Below are 14363 nucleotides of genomic sequence, written 5' to 3'. Positions count from 1 at the left end.
TATGGCCCTTCTCAATCATCGATAGAGCAAGCGTATTTCCCCTCCCCCTTGCGGGGAGGGGTCAGGGGTGGGGGTGGTGCAGAAGGCACCGCAGCGCTCGATCCTGAGCCACCCCCACCTCCAACTCCTCCCCGCAAGGGGGAGGAGAGCGCCTCCGGTCGGTATCCCACAGGGCCGAAAACACCTTAAAAGGGCTGGGTCTGCGACCTTTTGCGGGTTCAGGGCAGAGCCCTGCTGATTGATTCGCTGAAATCCGGGGATGGTCCCGCGCGGCCTTGAGCCAACCTTGGTGAAGGCCGCGCGCGATTCTCAGAACAGCCCGTCGATCTGCCCGTTGGCGTCCAGCCGGATCGTGTCGGCCGCGGGCACCCGGGGCAGGCCCGGCATGGTCATGATCTCTCCGCAGATCGCCACCACGAAGCCGGCTCCGGCCGAGAGCCGGACGTCGCGCACGCCGACGATGTGGCCCTCGGGGGCGCCCATCAGGGTCGGATCGGTGGAGAACGAGTACTGGGTCTTGGCCATGCAGATCGGCAGGTTCCCGTAGCCGTCCTTCTCGAAGGCGGCGAGCTTGGCCTGAGCCTTGGATTCGATCTGGATGTCGGCGGCGCCATAGAGTTTGGTGGCGATGGCCCGGATCTTATCGGCGAGCGGCGCCTCGGTCTCGTAGGCGTGGCGGATCGGTGCCGGCTCGGCCTGGCTGAGCTTCACCACGGCGTGGGCGAGTTCCTCGGCACCGGCCCCGCCCTCCGCCCAGTGGCGGCAGGTGATCGCCTCGACATCGAGCCGCTCGCGGCACAGCGCCTTGAGCTTGGCGTGCTCGGCGTCGGTGTCGGCGTAGAAGTGGTTGACGCCGACCACTACCGGCAGGCCGAAGCCGCGCAGGTTGGTGACGTGCCGGGCGAGATTCGCAAAGCCCTTCTCCAGGGCGTCGATGTTTTCCGCCCCAAGGTTCTTCTTGTCGACGCCGCCATGCATCTTGAGGGCGCGGACGGTCGCCACCACCACGACCGCCGACGGGGTCAGCCCCGCCTGCCGGCACTTGATGTCCAGGAACTTCTCAGCACCCAGATCGGCGCCGAAGCCGGCTTCCGTCACCGTGTAGTCGGCGAGCCGCAGGCCGGCCCGGGTGGCGATCACCGAGTTGCAGCCATGCGCGATGTTGGCGAAGGGGCCGCCATGGATCAGCGCCGGGTTGCCCTCGAGCGTCTGCACGAGGTTCGGCTGCAGGGCGTCCTTCAGCAGCACCGTCATGGCGCCGGTGGCCTTCACGTCCTTGAGGGTGACGAGCTTGCGATCCCGGGTCTCGGCGATGACGATCCGGCCCAGGCGCTCCTCCAGATCGGCGAGGTCACGCGCCAGGCAGAACACCGCCATCACCTCGGAGGCCACCGTGATGTCGAACCCGTCCTCCCGCGGAAAACCGTTGGCGACACCGCCGAGCGACTGGGTGATCTGGCGGAGCGCCCGGTCGTTCATGTCGACCACGCGGCGCCAGTGGATGCGGCGCACGTCGATGTTGAGCTCGTTCGCCCAATAGACGTGGTTGTCGATCAGCGCGGCCGCGAGGCTGTGGGCCGCCGTGATGGCGTGGAAGTCGCCGGTGAAGTGCAGGTTGATCTGCTCCATCGGCACGACCTGGGCCTTGCCGCCGCCGGCCGCCCCGCCCTTCATGCCGAAGCACGGCCCGAGGGACGGCTCGCGCAGGCAGATCATGGTCTTGGCACCGATGCGGTTCAGGGCGTCGCCCAGGCCCACCGTGGTGGTGGTCTTGCCCTCGCCCGCGGGCGTCGGCGAGATCGCGGTGACCAGCACGAGCTTGCCGGATTTCCGGCTCTCCAGCCCGGCGATGTAGCCGTGATCGATCTTGGCGATGTGCTTGCCGTAATTGTGGAGCGCGTCATCCGGGATGCCGAGCTTCTCCGCGACCTGCGCGATCGGCTTCAGGGTCGCGGCGCGGGCGATCTCGATGTCTGACGGCATGGGCGTTCCCTCCCTGAATCTCGGGCACGGCGCCCGACCGCCGGCTCTTGCCGTGCGGATGTCCGCTCATGCGGGCAGCCGCCCGCGAACGGCTGCGCAGTGTGCGTCAAACGGGCGGGAAATGCGCGTCGATTTTTATGAGGTCGTGGACAAAATAGTCTTGTCGATCCGGCGGGGATCCCCCCCGCGCTCGGCGTGCGACCCCGCAAGACTTCGGACCGGAAGCCCCGATCCGCCGTCGTCCTTGCGCGCGGAGCGAAGCAATCCAGCAGCGCCACGCTGCCGGACGTCGCGCCGCCCTGGGTCGCTTCGCTGCGCTCGCGATGACGGGCTCCGGTGGAAGTCCGCTCAGCCCCCCGACTTCTTGGCCTTGTCGGCGGCGCCCGGCGCCTCGTGCGGCTGCGGAGCCCCCTTGGGCAGTTCCGGGTTTTCGGCGTTGTGCGGGGCGGCAACCGGGGCCGGCACGGTCTCGGCCGTGGCGGTCGGCTTCTCGATCTCGGGCAAGCCGTCCTTCAGCTTCGCGTTGATCTGCGTGAGGTCGTCCGGCTCGGGGTTGAGGTCCTTGGCGTGCTGCCACTGGAACTTGCCCTCCAGCCGCCGGCCCGCGCGCCAGTAGGCGTCGCCCAGGTGGTCGTTGATGGTCGGGTCGCCCGGCTTCAGCTCGACCGCCTTCTCCAGCTCGCGCACCGCATCGTCCCAGCGGCCGAGGCGGTAATAGGCCCAGCCGAGGCTGTCGACGATCATGCCGTCCCGCGGGCTGGCCTCGACCGCCTGCTGCAACAGCTTAAACGCCTCGTCGATATTGGTGTTCTGATCGACCCAGGAATAGCCGAGGTAGTTCATCACCTGCGCCTTGGCGGCCGGCTGGTTGGGCGGGACCAGGGCGAGGGCTTTCTTCAAGTCGGCTTCGGCCTTCGGCCATTGCTTGGCCCGCTCGTAGGCGGTGCCGCGGAAATAGTAGGTCGTCCAGTAGTTCGATTGCGGCCGGTTGCCGATCAGGTCGATGGCGCGGGTGTAGGTGGCGGCCGCCTCCTCGTACTTCTTGCGCGCGCGCTGGACGTTGCCGAGCGCGGTGATCACGTCGATGTCGTCGGGATGCGCCTTCATGGTGGCGTCGAGGTGCTCCAGCGCCTCGTCGCCCTTGCCCATCTGCTCCAGGTTCAGGCCGACCTGGATGTCGGCGTTGAGCTTGAGCGGGGAGGTCGCGGGGATCTGCGCGTAGGCCTCGTTGGCGCGCTCGGGCTGCTTCATCCGGTCGAGCGTGTCGGCCAGCGTCAGCCGCGCGAGCGCGTGGTCGGGGGCGAGGTAGAGGGCGAGCCGCAGGTAGATCACGGCGGGCAATTCGTCGCCCTGCGTCGAGCCCGCCGAGCCCAGCCCGTACAGCACCTCGGCGGCGCCTTCCTGGGCGGTGGTGATCAGCCGCGTCAGCGGCTTGCCCTCCTTGAGCTTGTCGAGGGCGTCGCGCACCAGCGGGTGGCGCGGCGAGAGCTGGTCGAAGTCCGAATAGGCCTGGATCGCCAGATCGGTGCGGCCGAGGCTCGCCTCGATCCGGGCATAGGCGTCGACGATGCGCAGGGTGTTGCGGTCGGCCTCGTAGGCGGCCTTGAGGCGCCGCTCGGCCTCGGCATTGTCGCCGGTCACCGAGGCGATCAGGCCGGCATGGTAGTCGCGGAAGGTGTTGTAGTAGCGCTCGCCCCGAAGCTTGTTGACCGTCTCCAGCGCCTTCTTGCCGTCACCCGCGCCGGCATACGACCAGGCGGTGAGCAGTGTCGCCGTCAGGTCCGTGGCGGCCCCGCGGCCGCTGCGCGAAAAATTCTGGCGGGCGGCGGCCCACTGGCCGGCCTTGATCTGGCGCACCCCCAACGAGAGGTTGGCGAGCCCGTTGGTCGGATCGCGGGCGATCAGCTTCTCGGCCGCCCGGAACGCGTCCGGCAGGGCGCCGTCGGCCAAGAGCGAGATGAAGGCGCGCTCGACGAGTTCGGCGTTGCGCGGGTCGGCCTTCACGGCCTCGCGGTAGAAGGTCGCGGCCGCCGTCGTGTCCCGGGCGGCGCCCGCGATGTAGGCGGAGAGGAAGTTGCCCTCCAGCGAATCCGCGGGTTCGTAGTCGAGGATCGGGGTCGATTCCTTCGGCTGCGCGGCAAGCACGGTCTGCGGCAGACCTGCGGCCAGCAGCAGGGCGAGCGCCGAGACGCTCCGGCGGGCGCGGGATGTCATCATGAACCGGTCGCGGCTCCTGGGCGCCGGGCCGCCAAGGGGCCGGGCGCGAGAATGGCGGGTTATCCCCGAAAAATCGCCGGGGACACTGAACCCATCCCGCCAGCCCCGCAAGGCGAAAGGATGGCGCGGGGGGGCCCGGATTAGGCGGCCTCGGGTGCCGGTTTCCTGCGACGGCTGCCGCGCGCCCCGAGCAGGCTCGATAGAACCTCGGACGGGATCATGGCCGGCAGTGCGGCCGTCAGAAGTCCGTGCACGCTCACATGAATGTCAAGATCCGCGATCTCGAAGGCGGCGCCCCCCGGCCAGAGTTCGAGGCGTGACAAAGCGGGGATGTCGACCTCACGCAAGGGTTCGATCAGCGCGCGGGGGATCAGAAATCCGCCGTGCCGCTCTGTCAAGATCGCGATGGCATCGTGATCGGGCCAGTAGCTGACTGCACTGGCTCGGAACGCGCGCGCGGAGCACACGCGTCCCTGCTCGAGCGCATGCTCAAGGTCCGCTTCTGAAACGACGTGGCGCGTCATGCCTCTGTCCCTGTTCCGGCCTTGATCGCCATCTTTGAGCTGTCGCCGAAGACGAGTCTCAGATCTTCGCTGTCCGGTTCGTAGGAGGCCGTGCGCACCTGACGAGCCTTTCCGCGGCGGCGCGACAGGAGCGTGAGGGATCCAGATTCCTCGCGATCTTGTGCCATCGCCAGCCGCCCTTCGAGGCAGGTGGTGCCTTGGACGGACCACCAACACCGCCGGCAGGCCGCGAGGCGATCCTGCACCTCATCGAGAAGCAGTCCCAATGCGCGCCGGCGCGGTGCATTGCGGAGCGGCTCGACATCCCAGAGTGCTACCACGTCGGTAACGAACGAGAACCTGATGCGTGCCGTCCAGGCCTCACGGCGCTGAAGGGCGCTGATATGGGGTGGACAATGGTCGTGCGAGAACACGACGACGTGTGCACCGATCTGCTCCGAGACGAAGACTTCCGCCATTCTAACCCCTGGCACCGATCCTAAGCGGATTTGCGTTGGCAAGCCAACGCTTCATCGGCTTAGATCTTTGTTTCATCGCAGGTTTTGGTCGCAAAACCGGTGGCCACTTTTGCGAAACCTGCTTAGTGCCGGCCGCCAGGTTTCCAAGCGGAGATCATCGATCAGCTTCGTATCAGGCTCCCTCACATGTTCGGATAATTCGGCCCGCCCGGCCCCTCCGGCGTCACCCAGTCGATGTTCTGGTTCGGGTCCTTGATATCGCAGGTCTTGCAGTGGACGCAGTTCTGCGCGTTGATCTGGTAGCGCACACCGTCGCTCGCGGCGGCATCCGCCACCCACTCGTAGACGCCCGCCGGGCAGTAGCGGGACGAGGGGCCACCGTAGACATCGTGCTCGGAGCGCTTCTGCAGCTCCAGATCGCGGACCTTGAGGTGGGGCGGCTGGTCCTCCTCGTGGTTGGTGTTCGACAGGTAGACCGAGGAGAGCCGGTCGAAGGTCAGCTTGCCGTCGGGCTTCGGGTAGGTGATCGGCGTCACCTCGGAGAGCGGCTTGAGGCAGGCGTGATCCGGCTTGCCGTGCTTGAGCGTGCCGAACGGCGAGGCGCCGAGGATCGTGGTCGCCCACATGTCGAGGCCGCCGAGCCCGACGCCGACCAGCGTGCCGTACTTGGACCAGAGCGGCTTGACGTTGCGAACGGCCTTCAGGTCCTGCCCGATCGGGCTGTCGCGCCAGCCGGCCTCGTAGGCGGTGACCTCGTCGCCCGCGCGGCCGGCCTTGAGTGCATCCGCGATGGCGTCGGCCGCCTGCATGCCGGACAGGATCGCGTTGTGCGAGCCCTTGATCCGCGGCACGTTCACGAAGCCCGCCGAGCAGCCGACCAGGCAGCCGCCGGGGAAGACGAGCTTGGGCACGGACTGCCAGCCGCCCTCCATGATGGCCCGCGCCCCGTAGCCGATGCGCTTGGCGCCCTCGAACGTCTCGGCGATCATCGGGTGGGTCTTGAAGCGTTGGAACTCCTCGAACGGCGACAGGGTCGGGTTCTCGTAGTTCAGGTGCGTGACGAAGCCGACCGAGAGCAGATGGTCGTCGAAATGGTAGAGCCAGGAGCCGCCGCCGGCCTTGTTGGGCAGCGGCCAGCCCATCGTGTGCTGCACCAGCCCCGGCTCGAACTTGCCGGGGGCGAGCTGCCAGAGCTCCTTCACGCCGAGCCCGTACTTGAAATGATCGCTGTACCGGTTGAGCGAGAAGCGCTGGATCAGCCCCTTGGTGAGGTTGCCCCGGGCGCCCTCGCCGAACACCGTGTACTTGCCGCGCAATTCCATGCCGCTTGTGTAGTCGTCGCGTGGCTCGCCCGACTTACCGATGCCGAGATCGCCCGTGGCGATGCCCGCCACGGCGCCGGCCTCGTCGAACAGCACCTCGGAGGCCGGGAAGCCGGGATAGATCTCGACCCCGAGCGCCTCGGCCTGGGCGCCCAGATACTTGCACGTGTTCGAGAGCGAGCCGACGAAGTTGCCGTGGTTCGACATGAGCTTGGGGAAGAACACGTTCGGCAGGGTGATGCCGCTGTTCTTGGTCAGCATCATGAACTCGTCGCGCTGGACCTCCGTCTTGAGCGGACGCTCCGGATCCTGGCGCCACTCGGGCAGCAGCCGGTCGAGGCCGATCGGATCGATCACCGCCCCGGACAGGATGTGGGCGCCGACCTCCGAGCCCTTCTCGACGACAACGACGGAGATCTCCTGGCCGATCTCGGCGGCGCGCTGCTTCAGGCGGATCGCGGTGGCGAGCCCGGCCGGGCCGGCGCCGACCACGACCACGTCGAAATCCATGCTCTCGCGTTCGGGCAGCGCCATCCTCGCCTCTCCTTTTCTTTGTTTCAGGACCCGATTCATCGCCGGGCCGGCGTTCCTTCTGCCGTCTCAAGCGATTCCAAGCTAGAAAGGCAAGTTGCCGACGCTCACGCTCAAGGCAAAGTTCCCTTTGCCGCACCGGAGGGGACGGATTGGACGATTCGTGTCCGGGGACGCCGGCCCTGCGCCCTTCGGTCACGCAAGTCCTTGACGGCCGGCCCGTTTCAAAAGTTGTCCACAGGCCGCCGTGACCCCACATGGTTGGACCATGCCGAGCCCCTCCGACGCGCAAGCCGACCTGATCGCCTATCTCGACTTCCACGTGGAGGCCGGGGCCGACGCGGCGCTCGACGAGCAGCCGCACGACCGCTTCGGCGAGCCGGACTCGCCCGCACCGACCCTGCGCGCCCCGCGCAGGGTCGCGACGGCCCGGGCTGTGGAGCCGCCGGTCGTCGCGGTGGCCAACAGCCTCGTGCCACCCCCCGGCGCCCCGGCGCCCGTCGTGGCGCCGCGCACCTTCGGTCGGGCCGCCAGCGCCCAGCCCGACGAGGCCGCGAGCGACGCCCGCACCCGGGCGCGCCAAGCCAAGTCGCTGGAGGAGTTGGAGCGGATCCTGGCGGATTTCGATGCCTGCCCGCTGCGCTTCACCGCCAAGAACCTCGTCTTCGGCGACGGCAATCCGGAGGCGCGGGTGATGTTTCTCGGTGAGGCGCCGGGGGCCGACGAGGACCGGATCGGCAAGCCGTTCATGGGTCGCTCGGGCCAGCTCCTCGACAAGATGATGAAGGCGGTCGGCCTCGACCGGACCAGCACCTATATCGGCAACATCGTGCCCTGGCGGCCCCCGGGCAACCGGAACCCGACCCCCCAGGAGGTCGCGGTGTGCCGGCCCTTCGTGGAGCGGCAGATCGAGCTGGTCGATCCCGATATCATCGTCTGCCTGGGCGCGCCCGCGACCCAGACGCTCACCGGTTCCAAGGACGGCATCCTCCGCACCCGCGGCCGGCTGTTCCCGTACACGTTGCCGAATCGCGAGGTGAAGCTGCTCGCCACGCTCCATCCGGCCTTCCTGCTGCGCCAGCCGGTGCAGAAGCGGTTGGCGTGGCGGGACTTCCGCGCCCTGCGCGCGCTCATCGACGGGACAGCTTGACCGCGGAAGCGGAACCGGCTCTCCCCTCCCGCCATTAGAGCTTCGTTCCCGCCGGCGGTTCGCCGCCGTCCGGCCAGGACGACGCACGACACCTTGCGTCCCGCCCGCGGCGGCCGGCGCAGCACCGATAGCGGGACCCGACCATGCGCTGGGACGATCTACGCAGCTCCGACAACGTCGAGGATCGCCGGGGCGAAGGCGGTGGCGGCGGTGGCGGCATGGGCTTCCCCGGCGGCGGTGCCGGCGGGCTCGGGATCGGCACCATCGTGGTGCTGCTGATCGTCAGCTACTTCACGGGGATCAACCCGGCGATCCTGATCGGCGGCGCCGAGCGGATCGGCGGCGGTCACAGCCAGCAGGAGCAGCCGGCCGATCCGCAGACGCAGGCCAAGCGGCGCCAGGCGCCCACCGACGAGAGCGGCCGCTTCGCGTCAAAGATCCTGGGCAACACCGAGGACGTGTGGAGCCAGATCCTGCCGCAGCAGACCGGCAAGCAATACACCCCGACGACCCTGGTGCTCTACACCGGCGGTACCCGCTCGGGCTGCGGCTCGGCCCAGGCCGCGATGGGCCCGTTCTACTGCCCGCTCGACAAGAAGGTCTATCTCGACACCGGCTTCTTCAAGGAGATGGCCACGAAGTTCGGCGTGAAGGGTGATTTCGCCTACGCGTACGTGATCGCCCACGAGGTCGGCCACCACGTGCAGGACGTGCTGGGCATCCTGGGTAAGGTTCAGGCGCGCCAGCAGCAGGCGTCGAGCAAGACCGAGGCGAATGCCCTCTCGGTGCGGATCGAGCTGATGGCCGATTGCCTCGCCGGCGTCTGGGCCAAGAACTCGAACGACAAGTACGCCGAACTGGATCAGGGCGATATTGACGAGGCCCTGAACGCCGCCGCGCAGATCGGCGACGACGCGCTGCAGCGGCGCTCGCAGGGTTACGTGGTGCCGGATTCCTTCACCCACGGCTCCTCGGCCCAGCGCCAGCGCTGGTTCACCGCCGGCTACAAGAGCGGCCAGACCAAGGCGTGCGACACGTTCCGGACGGCGGGGAACTGAGGTTGCTTCGTCTTTGCGAGCACAGCGAAGCAATCCAGAGTGGCGCCACGCTTACGGATGTCGCGCTGCCCTGGGTCGCGTCGCTGCGCTCGCGATGACGATGTGGGCTTCGGGTTAGGCTGGTCGGCTCAGTCGCCTTGCATTGGCCTGGACCTTCCGCCGGTAGCTGCGGATCACCTTGCCGTTCGAGGCCCCTGTGGCGAGCATCATGGCGGCCTCGCCGGCGGCCATGACCTTCTCGGTTACCATCAGTTGCGCCTCGGCTTGGGCGGCCGGACCGCCGAGGGCGAACATCACCATGCGCTGAGCGATCACCCCCTGCGCCTCCAGGCCCAGCATGGCCATGTCCATGCCCGTCTTCCACCAACCGAACAGCATCGCGTTCCTCATGTTGCCCGTGGCAACTGTTGCACAGGGCAACGGTCGAGCCTGGTTCCGGGTCCCGGCATGCGCCCAGGTCTGCATGGGGTGCAAGCGTTATCCCGCACTGCGACATCACGCTTTGCGCAGCCCAGGCGGATGCCGTAAGCGCCAGGGCATTCCGCCGGACAGCGCCCACCGCCATGATACGCCTGGACAAGATCACCAAGCAGAACGGGCGGCAGCTCGTGTTCATCGAGGCCTCGGCCGCCCTGCAGCGCGGCGAGAAGGTCGGGCTCGTCGGGCCGAACGGGGCGGGCAAGACCACCCTGTTCCGGATGATCATCGGCGAGGAGCAGCCCGACGAAGGCCAGGTCTCGGCCGACCGGGGCATCACGATCGGGTATTTCAGCCAGGATGTCGGCGAGATGTCCGGCCGCAGCGTCGTCACCGAGGTGATGGACGGGGCCGGGCCGGTGAGCACGGTCGCGGCCGAGCTGGCCGAGATCGGCGCGGCTTTGGCCGATCCGGACCGGGCCGACGAGATGGACGCCCTGGTCGAGCGCTACGGCGAGGTCCAGGCCCGGTTCGAGGAACTCGACGGCTACGCCCTGGAGGGCCGGGCCCGGGAGGTGCTGGACGGCCTGAGCTTCAACCAGGAGATGATGGACGGCGATGTCGGCGCCCTCTCGGGCGGCTGGAAGATGCGCGTGGCGCTCGCCCGCATCCTGCTGATGCGCCCGGACGTGATGCTGCTCGACGAGCCGTCGAACCACCTCGACCTCGAGAGCCTGATCTGGCTCGAATCGTTCCTCAAAGCCTATGACGGCGCTCTGCTGATGACCTCGCACGACCGCGAGTTCATGAACCGCATCGTCAACAAGCTGATCGAGATCGACGGCGGCGCGCTCACCACCTTCTCGGGCGATTACGCGTTCTACGAGGGTCAGCGGAAGCTCAACGAGGCGCAGCAGCAGGCGCAGTTCGAGCGCCAGCAGGCGATGCTCGCCAAGGAGATCGCCTTCATCGAGCGCTTCAAGGCCCGGGCCTCCCACGCCGCTCAGGTGCAGAGCCGGGTGAAGAAGCTCGACAAGATCGAGCGGGTCGAGCCGCCCCGGCGGCGGCAATCGGTGGCGTTCGAGTTCCAGCCGGCGCCCCGCTCGGGCGACGACGTCGTGATGCTCAAAGGGGTGCATAAGCGCTACGGCAGCCGCACCATCTACGAGGGGCTCGACTTCTCGGTGCGCCGCCGCGAGCGCTGGTGCGTGATGGGCATCAACGGCGCCGGCAAGTCGACGCTCCTGAAGCTCGTGACCGGCACCACCGCGCCCGACGACGGGGCGGTCACGATCGGCGGCAGCGTCAAGCTCGGCTACTTCGCCCAGCACGCCATGGACCTCCTCGACGGCGACCGCACCGTGTTCGAGACCTTGGAGGAGGCCTTTCCGCAGGCCGGCCAGGGCTCGCTGCGGGCGCTCGCCGGCTGCTTCGGCTTCTCGGGCGACGATGTCGAGAAGCGCTGCCGGGTGCTGTCGGGCGGCGAGAAGGCCCGGCTGGTCATGGCGCTGATGCTCTACGACCCGCCGAATTTTCTGGTGCTCGACGAGCCGACCAACCACCTCGACATGGGCACCAAGGAGATGCTGATCACGGCGCTCGGCAATTACGAGGGGACGATGCTGTTCGTCTCCCACGACCGGCACTTCCTGGCGGCGCTGTCGAACCGGGTGCTGGAGGTGACGCCGGAGGGCATCCACCAGTATGGCGGCGGCTACACCGAGTACGTGGCCCGCACCGGCCAGGAGGCGCCGGGCCTGCGGAGCTGATGGGCCAGCCTGCGACGGCTGCGCCGCTTACGTCGCGGGACAACCCCGGTTAGGCTTTCGCGAAACGGCCGGATCCGGGACGCCGTGCGACGCCTTCTCAAGTTCCTCCACACGATGGGCTCGGCCGGGCTGCTCGGGGCGCTGGCGTCCCTGGTGGTCATGCTGGCGCTGACCCCACCTCCGAGCGCCCTGCCCGGCTACGCGGCGATGCGCGGCGCGATGGGCGCAGTCGCCACCTGGGTGTTCCTGCCCTCGCTCGCCGTGACGCTGATGTCGGGCCTGATCGCCATGGCGGTGAACCGGGCCTACCTCAACGCAGGCTGGGCGTGGCTGAAGCTCGCCACCGGCGTCCTGATGTTCGAGGGCGGGCTGGTCTACGTTCAGGGTCCGATGAAGCAGGAGGCCGCACAGAGCGCACGGGCGCTGGCCGGCCTGCTCGATCCGGCGGCTTTGGCGGTCTCGCTCCCCGGCGAGCGTGGGACGCTGTGGGTCCTGCTCGCGATCTCGGCTGCCAACGTCGCCCTCGGGATCTGGCGTCCGCGGATCCTGCGCATCCCGAGCTAGTCGCGACGCAACCGCTATTTGCCGATACAAAAGCCGGCAAATAATCGGTCGAGCACATCCTCGACCCCGACATGGCCGGCGACCTCGCCCAGCGCCCGGACGGCGAGGCGGAGATCCTCGGCGACGAGTTCCGGCTGGCCGTCGGGCCCAGCGATCAGGCGATCGAGATGGGCTGTACAGGCTTCAAAGGCGGCCCGATGGCGCGCCCGGGTGATCAGCGCGTCGCCCTGCCCCAAGCCGGCCTCGGCCTGCGCCTGGATGGCGTCGAGGAGGGTATCGAGCCCATCACCCGTCTGGGCGGAAACCCACAGAACGCCGTCCGATCGCGGAGTTTGAAAGCCGGCTAATAGATCGGTCTTGGTGTGCACCGTCAGGACCTGATCGGTGGTGTCAGCGAGGTCAGGTTCCGTTCCGCCGGGCGGTACGAGGGCCAGCACGAGATCGGCGGTCTCGATCCGCGCGCGGGTCCGCCGGATCCCCTCGGCCTCGACGGGTTCGGCCGTCTCGCGCAAACCCGCGGTATCCACCAGCAGCACCGGCAGGCCGGCCAGATCCAGCCGCACCTCGATCGCGTCGCGCGTCGTGCCGGGCGTGTCCGACACGATCGCGACGTCCCGCCGGCTCAGGGCGTTGAGCAACGTCGACTTCCCGGCATTGGGCGCACCCGCCAGCACCACGGTGAACCCGTCCCGCAGCCGCTCGCCCCGGTGCCCGTCCCGCAGGATTGCGGCGATCTGGTCGCGCAGGGTGGTGGCCCGACCGAGCAGCGTGGCATCGAGCCCGGCCTCGTCCACGTCGCCCTCGTCGGCGAAATCCAGGGCCGCCTCGGCGGCGGCGAGGCAATCGATCGCCTCGGCGCGCCACGCCGCGACCTGTCGGCTGAGGGCCCCGTCGAGCTGGCGCAGGGCCTGCCGCCTCTGGCCCTCGGTTTCCGCGTCGATCAGGTCGGCGACGGCTTCGGCCTCGGCCAGATCCATCCGGCCGTTGAGGACCGCGCGTCGCGTGAAGGCGCCCGGCCCGGCTGCACGGCATCCCGGCATCCGGGCCAGGACGGCGAGCACGCCCATTCGCACCGCTGGCCCGCCATGGAGGTGCAACTCGGCCATGTCGTCGCCGCTGTAGGTGTTCGGGCCCGGGAGCCAGACCACGAGTGCCCGGTCGAGCTCAGTCCCGTCATCGGGATTCCGGAGCGTCCGCAGCGAGAGCCTGCGTGGCGCCGGCAAGGCTCCGCACAGATCGGTGAGCACGGTTCGAGCCCCTGGTCCGCTGAGGCGGATCACTGCGACGGCCGCCCGGCCGAAGCCGCTGGCCGGGGCGAAGAGCGTTTCGGTTTCGGTCATGGCAGCCGCGACGCGCAAGCTTCGCCTTCTTCATGTCATCCGTGCGTGTTTCACGTGAAACAGCCCAAGACCCTATACCCCATCCGGTGGCTGGGCCGATCCCGCTTCATGCAGACCCGTCGAACCGCGATGGAGGCCAGGATGCATCCCACACGCCGCACCTTGCTCGCCGCGTCGCTGCTCCTGCCGATGCAGCCCGCGATGGCGGCGGCCGAACCGGACCTTGAAGCGCTTGAGCGGCGTATGGGCGGCAGGATCGGCGTCGCGGCCGGATCGGCGGACCGCATCCTACTCCAACACCGGGCGGACGCGCGTTTCCCGATGTGCAGCACCTTCAAGGTCCTGGCCGCGGCTGCGGTGCTGGCACGAATCGATGCCGGATCCGAGCAACTCGATGCGCCGGTGTCGTATCGGGCGGACGCTCTCCTGAGCTACGCGCCCGTGACCCGGAAGGCCCTGGAGACGCAGGGCGGCGCCGGCCAGCTCTCGGTGGCCGAACTCTGCGCCGCCGCGCTCGAGTGGAGCGACAACACGGCGGCCAACCTGCTCCTCGCACGCCTCGGTGGGCCGGAGGGCCTGACCGCTTGGCTGCGGAACACCGGCGACCCCGTCACCCGTCTCGATCGCGACGAGCCGACGCTGAACACCGCGATCCCCGGCGATCCCCGCGACACCACCACACCGGAGGCGATGCGCGCGACCCTCGGCCGGATCCTCCTCGGCACCGTCCTGGCGCCGCCGTGGCGCGCCCGGCTGGAGGACTGGTTGGTCGGAAGCCAGACCGGGTTCAAGCGGCTCCGGGCGGGGCTGCCGAAGGACTGGACTGTCGGCGACAAGACCGGCACCGGCGACAACGGCACGTTCAACGACGTGGCGATCCTGCGGCCGCCGGGCCGTGCGCCCGTGACCGTGGCCGTGTACATCACCGGCTCCACCCTGCCCGCCGAAGCGGTCGATTCGGTCCATGCCGAGATCGGCCAGCTCATCGCTGCGCGGATCGTCGCCGCGTGAGGCCAAGTCCACGAAACCG

General features: G+C 68.7%; 12 protein-coding genes. 5 read left to right on the top strand and 7 right to left on the bottom strand.

What is annotated here, in order from left to right; all coding sequences use genetic code 11:
- Window positions 1-309: 309 nt before the first annotated feature.
- The 5 genes from MKK63_RS20970 to MKK63_RS20950 all read right to left on the bottom strand — a co-directional run bounded on the left by MKK63_RS20970 (window position 310) and on the right by MKK63_RS20950 (window position 7038).
- Entirely contained in the window at window positions 310-1983 is a 1674-nt protein-coding gene (locus MKK63_RS20970) for a formate--tetrahydrofolate ligase (RefSeq protein WP_244005224.1), read from the bottom strand.
- Window positions 1984-2331: 348 nt separating this feature from the next.
- Window positions 2332-4200 (bottom strand): tetratricopeptide repeat protein, encoded by a 1869-nt coding sequence (locus MKK63_RS20965; protein WP_244005222.1) that lies wholly within the window; start codon window positions 4198-4200, stop codon window positions 2332-2334.
- Between the two features lie 140 nt (window positions 4201-4340).
- Window positions 4341-4724 (bottom strand): hypothetical protein, encoded by a 384-nt coding sequence (locus MKK63_RS20960; protein WP_244005220.1) that lies wholly within the window; start codon window positions 4722-4724, stop codon window positions 4341-4343.
- Complete coding sequence (locus MKK63_RS20955; RefSeq protein ID WP_244005218.1) at window positions 4721-5182, bottom strand: hypothetical protein; 462 nt, start codon at window positions 5180-5182, stop codon at window positions 4721-4723. The genes MKK63_RS20960 and MKK63_RS20955 overlap by 4 nt, the downstream gene beginning before the upstream one ends.
- 182 nt (window positions 5183-5364) lie before the next feature.
- The gene (locus tag MKK63_RS20950; protein WP_244005216.1) at window positions 5365-7038 is read right to left on the bottom strand and encodes an electron transfer flavoprotein-ubiquinone oxidoreductase; all 1674 of its coding nucleotides are present in this window, start codon (window positions 7036-7038) and stop codon (window positions 5365-5367) included.
- Window positions 7039-7303: 265 nt separating this feature from the next.
- Between MKK63_RS20950 and MKK63_RS20945 the strand changes: the two genes are divergently transcribed.
- Complete coding sequence (locus MKK63_RS20945) at window positions 7304-8185, top strand: uracil-DNA glycosylase family protein (RefSeq protein WP_244005215.1); 882 nt, start codon at window positions 7304-7306, stop codon at window positions 8183-8185.
- A 143-nt stretch (window positions 8186-8328) separates the two neighbouring features.
- A complete protein-coding gene (locus tag MKK63_RS20940; protein WP_243922977.1) occupies window positions 8329-9243 on the top strand; it encodes a neutral zinc metallopeptidase in 915 nt (304 codons plus the stop codon).
- A 114-nt stretch (window positions 9244-9357) separates the two neighbouring features.
- Here MKK63_RS20940 and MKK63_RS20935 read toward each other — a convergent pair whose 3' ends face one another.
- Window positions 9358-9621: a hypothetical protein gene (locus MKK63_RS20935; protein WP_244005213.1), complete on the bottom strand. Its 264-nt coding sequence runs from the start codon at window positions 9619-9621 to the stop codon at window positions 9358-9360.
- Between the two features lie 185 nt (window positions 9622-9806).
- Between MKK63_RS20935 and MKK63_RS20930 the strand changes: the two genes are divergently transcribed.
- Window positions 9807-11429: an ABC-F family ATP-binding cassette domain-containing protein gene (locus tag MKK63_RS20930; protein ID WP_244005211.1), complete on the top strand. Its 1623-nt coding sequence runs from the start codon at window positions 9807-9809 to the stop codon at window positions 11427-11429.
- Window positions 11430-11513: 84 nt separating this feature from the next.
- Window positions 11514-11993, top strand: coding sequence for a hypothetical protein (locus MKK63_RS20925; RefSeq protein WP_244005208.1), 480 nt, complete (start codon window positions 11514-11516; stop codon window positions 11991-11993).
- 14 nt (window positions 11994-12007) lie between these two features.
- Here MKK63_RS20925 and mnmE read toward each other — a convergent pair whose 3' ends face one another.
- The gene (gene mnmE, locus MKK63_RS20920) at window positions 12008-13333 is read right to left on the bottom strand and encodes a tRNA uridine-5-carboxymethylaminomethyl(34) synthesis GTPase MnmE (RefSeq protein ID WP_244005206.1); all 1326 of its coding nucleotides are present in this window, start codon (window positions 13331-13333) and stop codon (window positions 12008-12010) included.
- Between the two features lie 141 nt (window positions 13334-13474).
- Between mnmE and bla the strand changes: the two genes are divergently transcribed.
- Window positions 13475-14344, top strand: a complete 870-nt coding sequence (gene bla / locus MKK63_RS20915; protein ID WP_244005204.1) for a class A beta-lactamase — start codon at window positions 13475-13477, stop codon at window positions 14342-14344.
- Window positions 14345-14363 lie beyond the last annotated feature (19 nt).

The organism is Methylobacterium sp. J-088 (assembly GCF_022829295.1).
In the GTDB taxonomy this organism is placed as follows: domain Bacteria; phylum Pseudomonadota; class Alphaproteobacteria; order Rhizobiales; family Beijerinckiaceae; genus Methylobacterium.
This window is presented reverse-complemented; position numbering and strand designations above follow the sequence as displayed.

Excerpts from the sequence above, each read along its gene's own strand:
- MKK63_RS20940 (WP_243922977.1), top strand. The coding sequence starts at position 8,329 with ATGCGCTGGGACGATCTACGCAGCTCCGACAACGTCGAGGATCGCCGG.
- bla (WP_244005204.1), top strand. The coding sequence starts at position 13,475 with ATGCATCCCACACGCCGCACCTTGCTCGCCGCGTCGCTGCTCCTGCCG.
- MKK63_RS20965 (WP_244005222.1), bottom strand. The coding sequence starts at position 4,200 with ATGATGACATCCCGCGCCCGCCGGAGCGTCTCGGCGCTCGCCCTGCTG.
- MKK63_RS20960 (WP_244005220.1), bottom strand. The coding sequence starts at position 4,724 with ATGACGCGCCACGTCGTTTCAGAAGCGGACCTTGAGCATGCGCTCGAG.
- mnmE (WP_244005206.1), bottom strand. The coding sequence starts at position 13,333 with ATGACCGAAACCGAAACGCTCTTCGCCCCGGCCAGCGGCTTCGGCCGG.
- MKK63_RS20945 (WP_244005215.1), top strand. The coding sequence starts at position 7,304 with ATGCCGAGCCCCTCCGACGCGCAAGCCGACCTGATCGCCTATCTCGAC.
- MKK63_RS20950 (WP_244005216.1), bottom strand. The coding sequence starts at position 7,038 with ATGGCGCTGCCCGAACGCGAGAGCATGGATTTCGACGTGGTCGTGGTC.
- MKK63_RS20935 (WP_244005213.1), bottom strand. The coding sequence starts at position 9,621 with ATGCTGTTCGGTTGGTGGAAGACGGGCATGGACATGGCCATGCTGGGC.
- MKK63_RS20955 (WP_244005218.1), bottom strand. The coding sequence starts at position 5,182 with ATGGCGGAAGTCTTCGTCTCGGAGCAGATCGGTGCACACGTCGTCGTG.
- MKK63_RS20930 (WP_244005211.1), top strand. The coding sequence starts at position 9,807 with ATGATACGCCTGGACAAGATCACCAAGCAGAACGGGCGGCAGCTCGTG.
- MKK63_RS20970 (WP_244005224.1), bottom strand. The coding sequence starts at position 1,983 with ATGCCGTCAGACATCGAGATCGCCCGCGCCGCGACCCTGAAGCCGATC.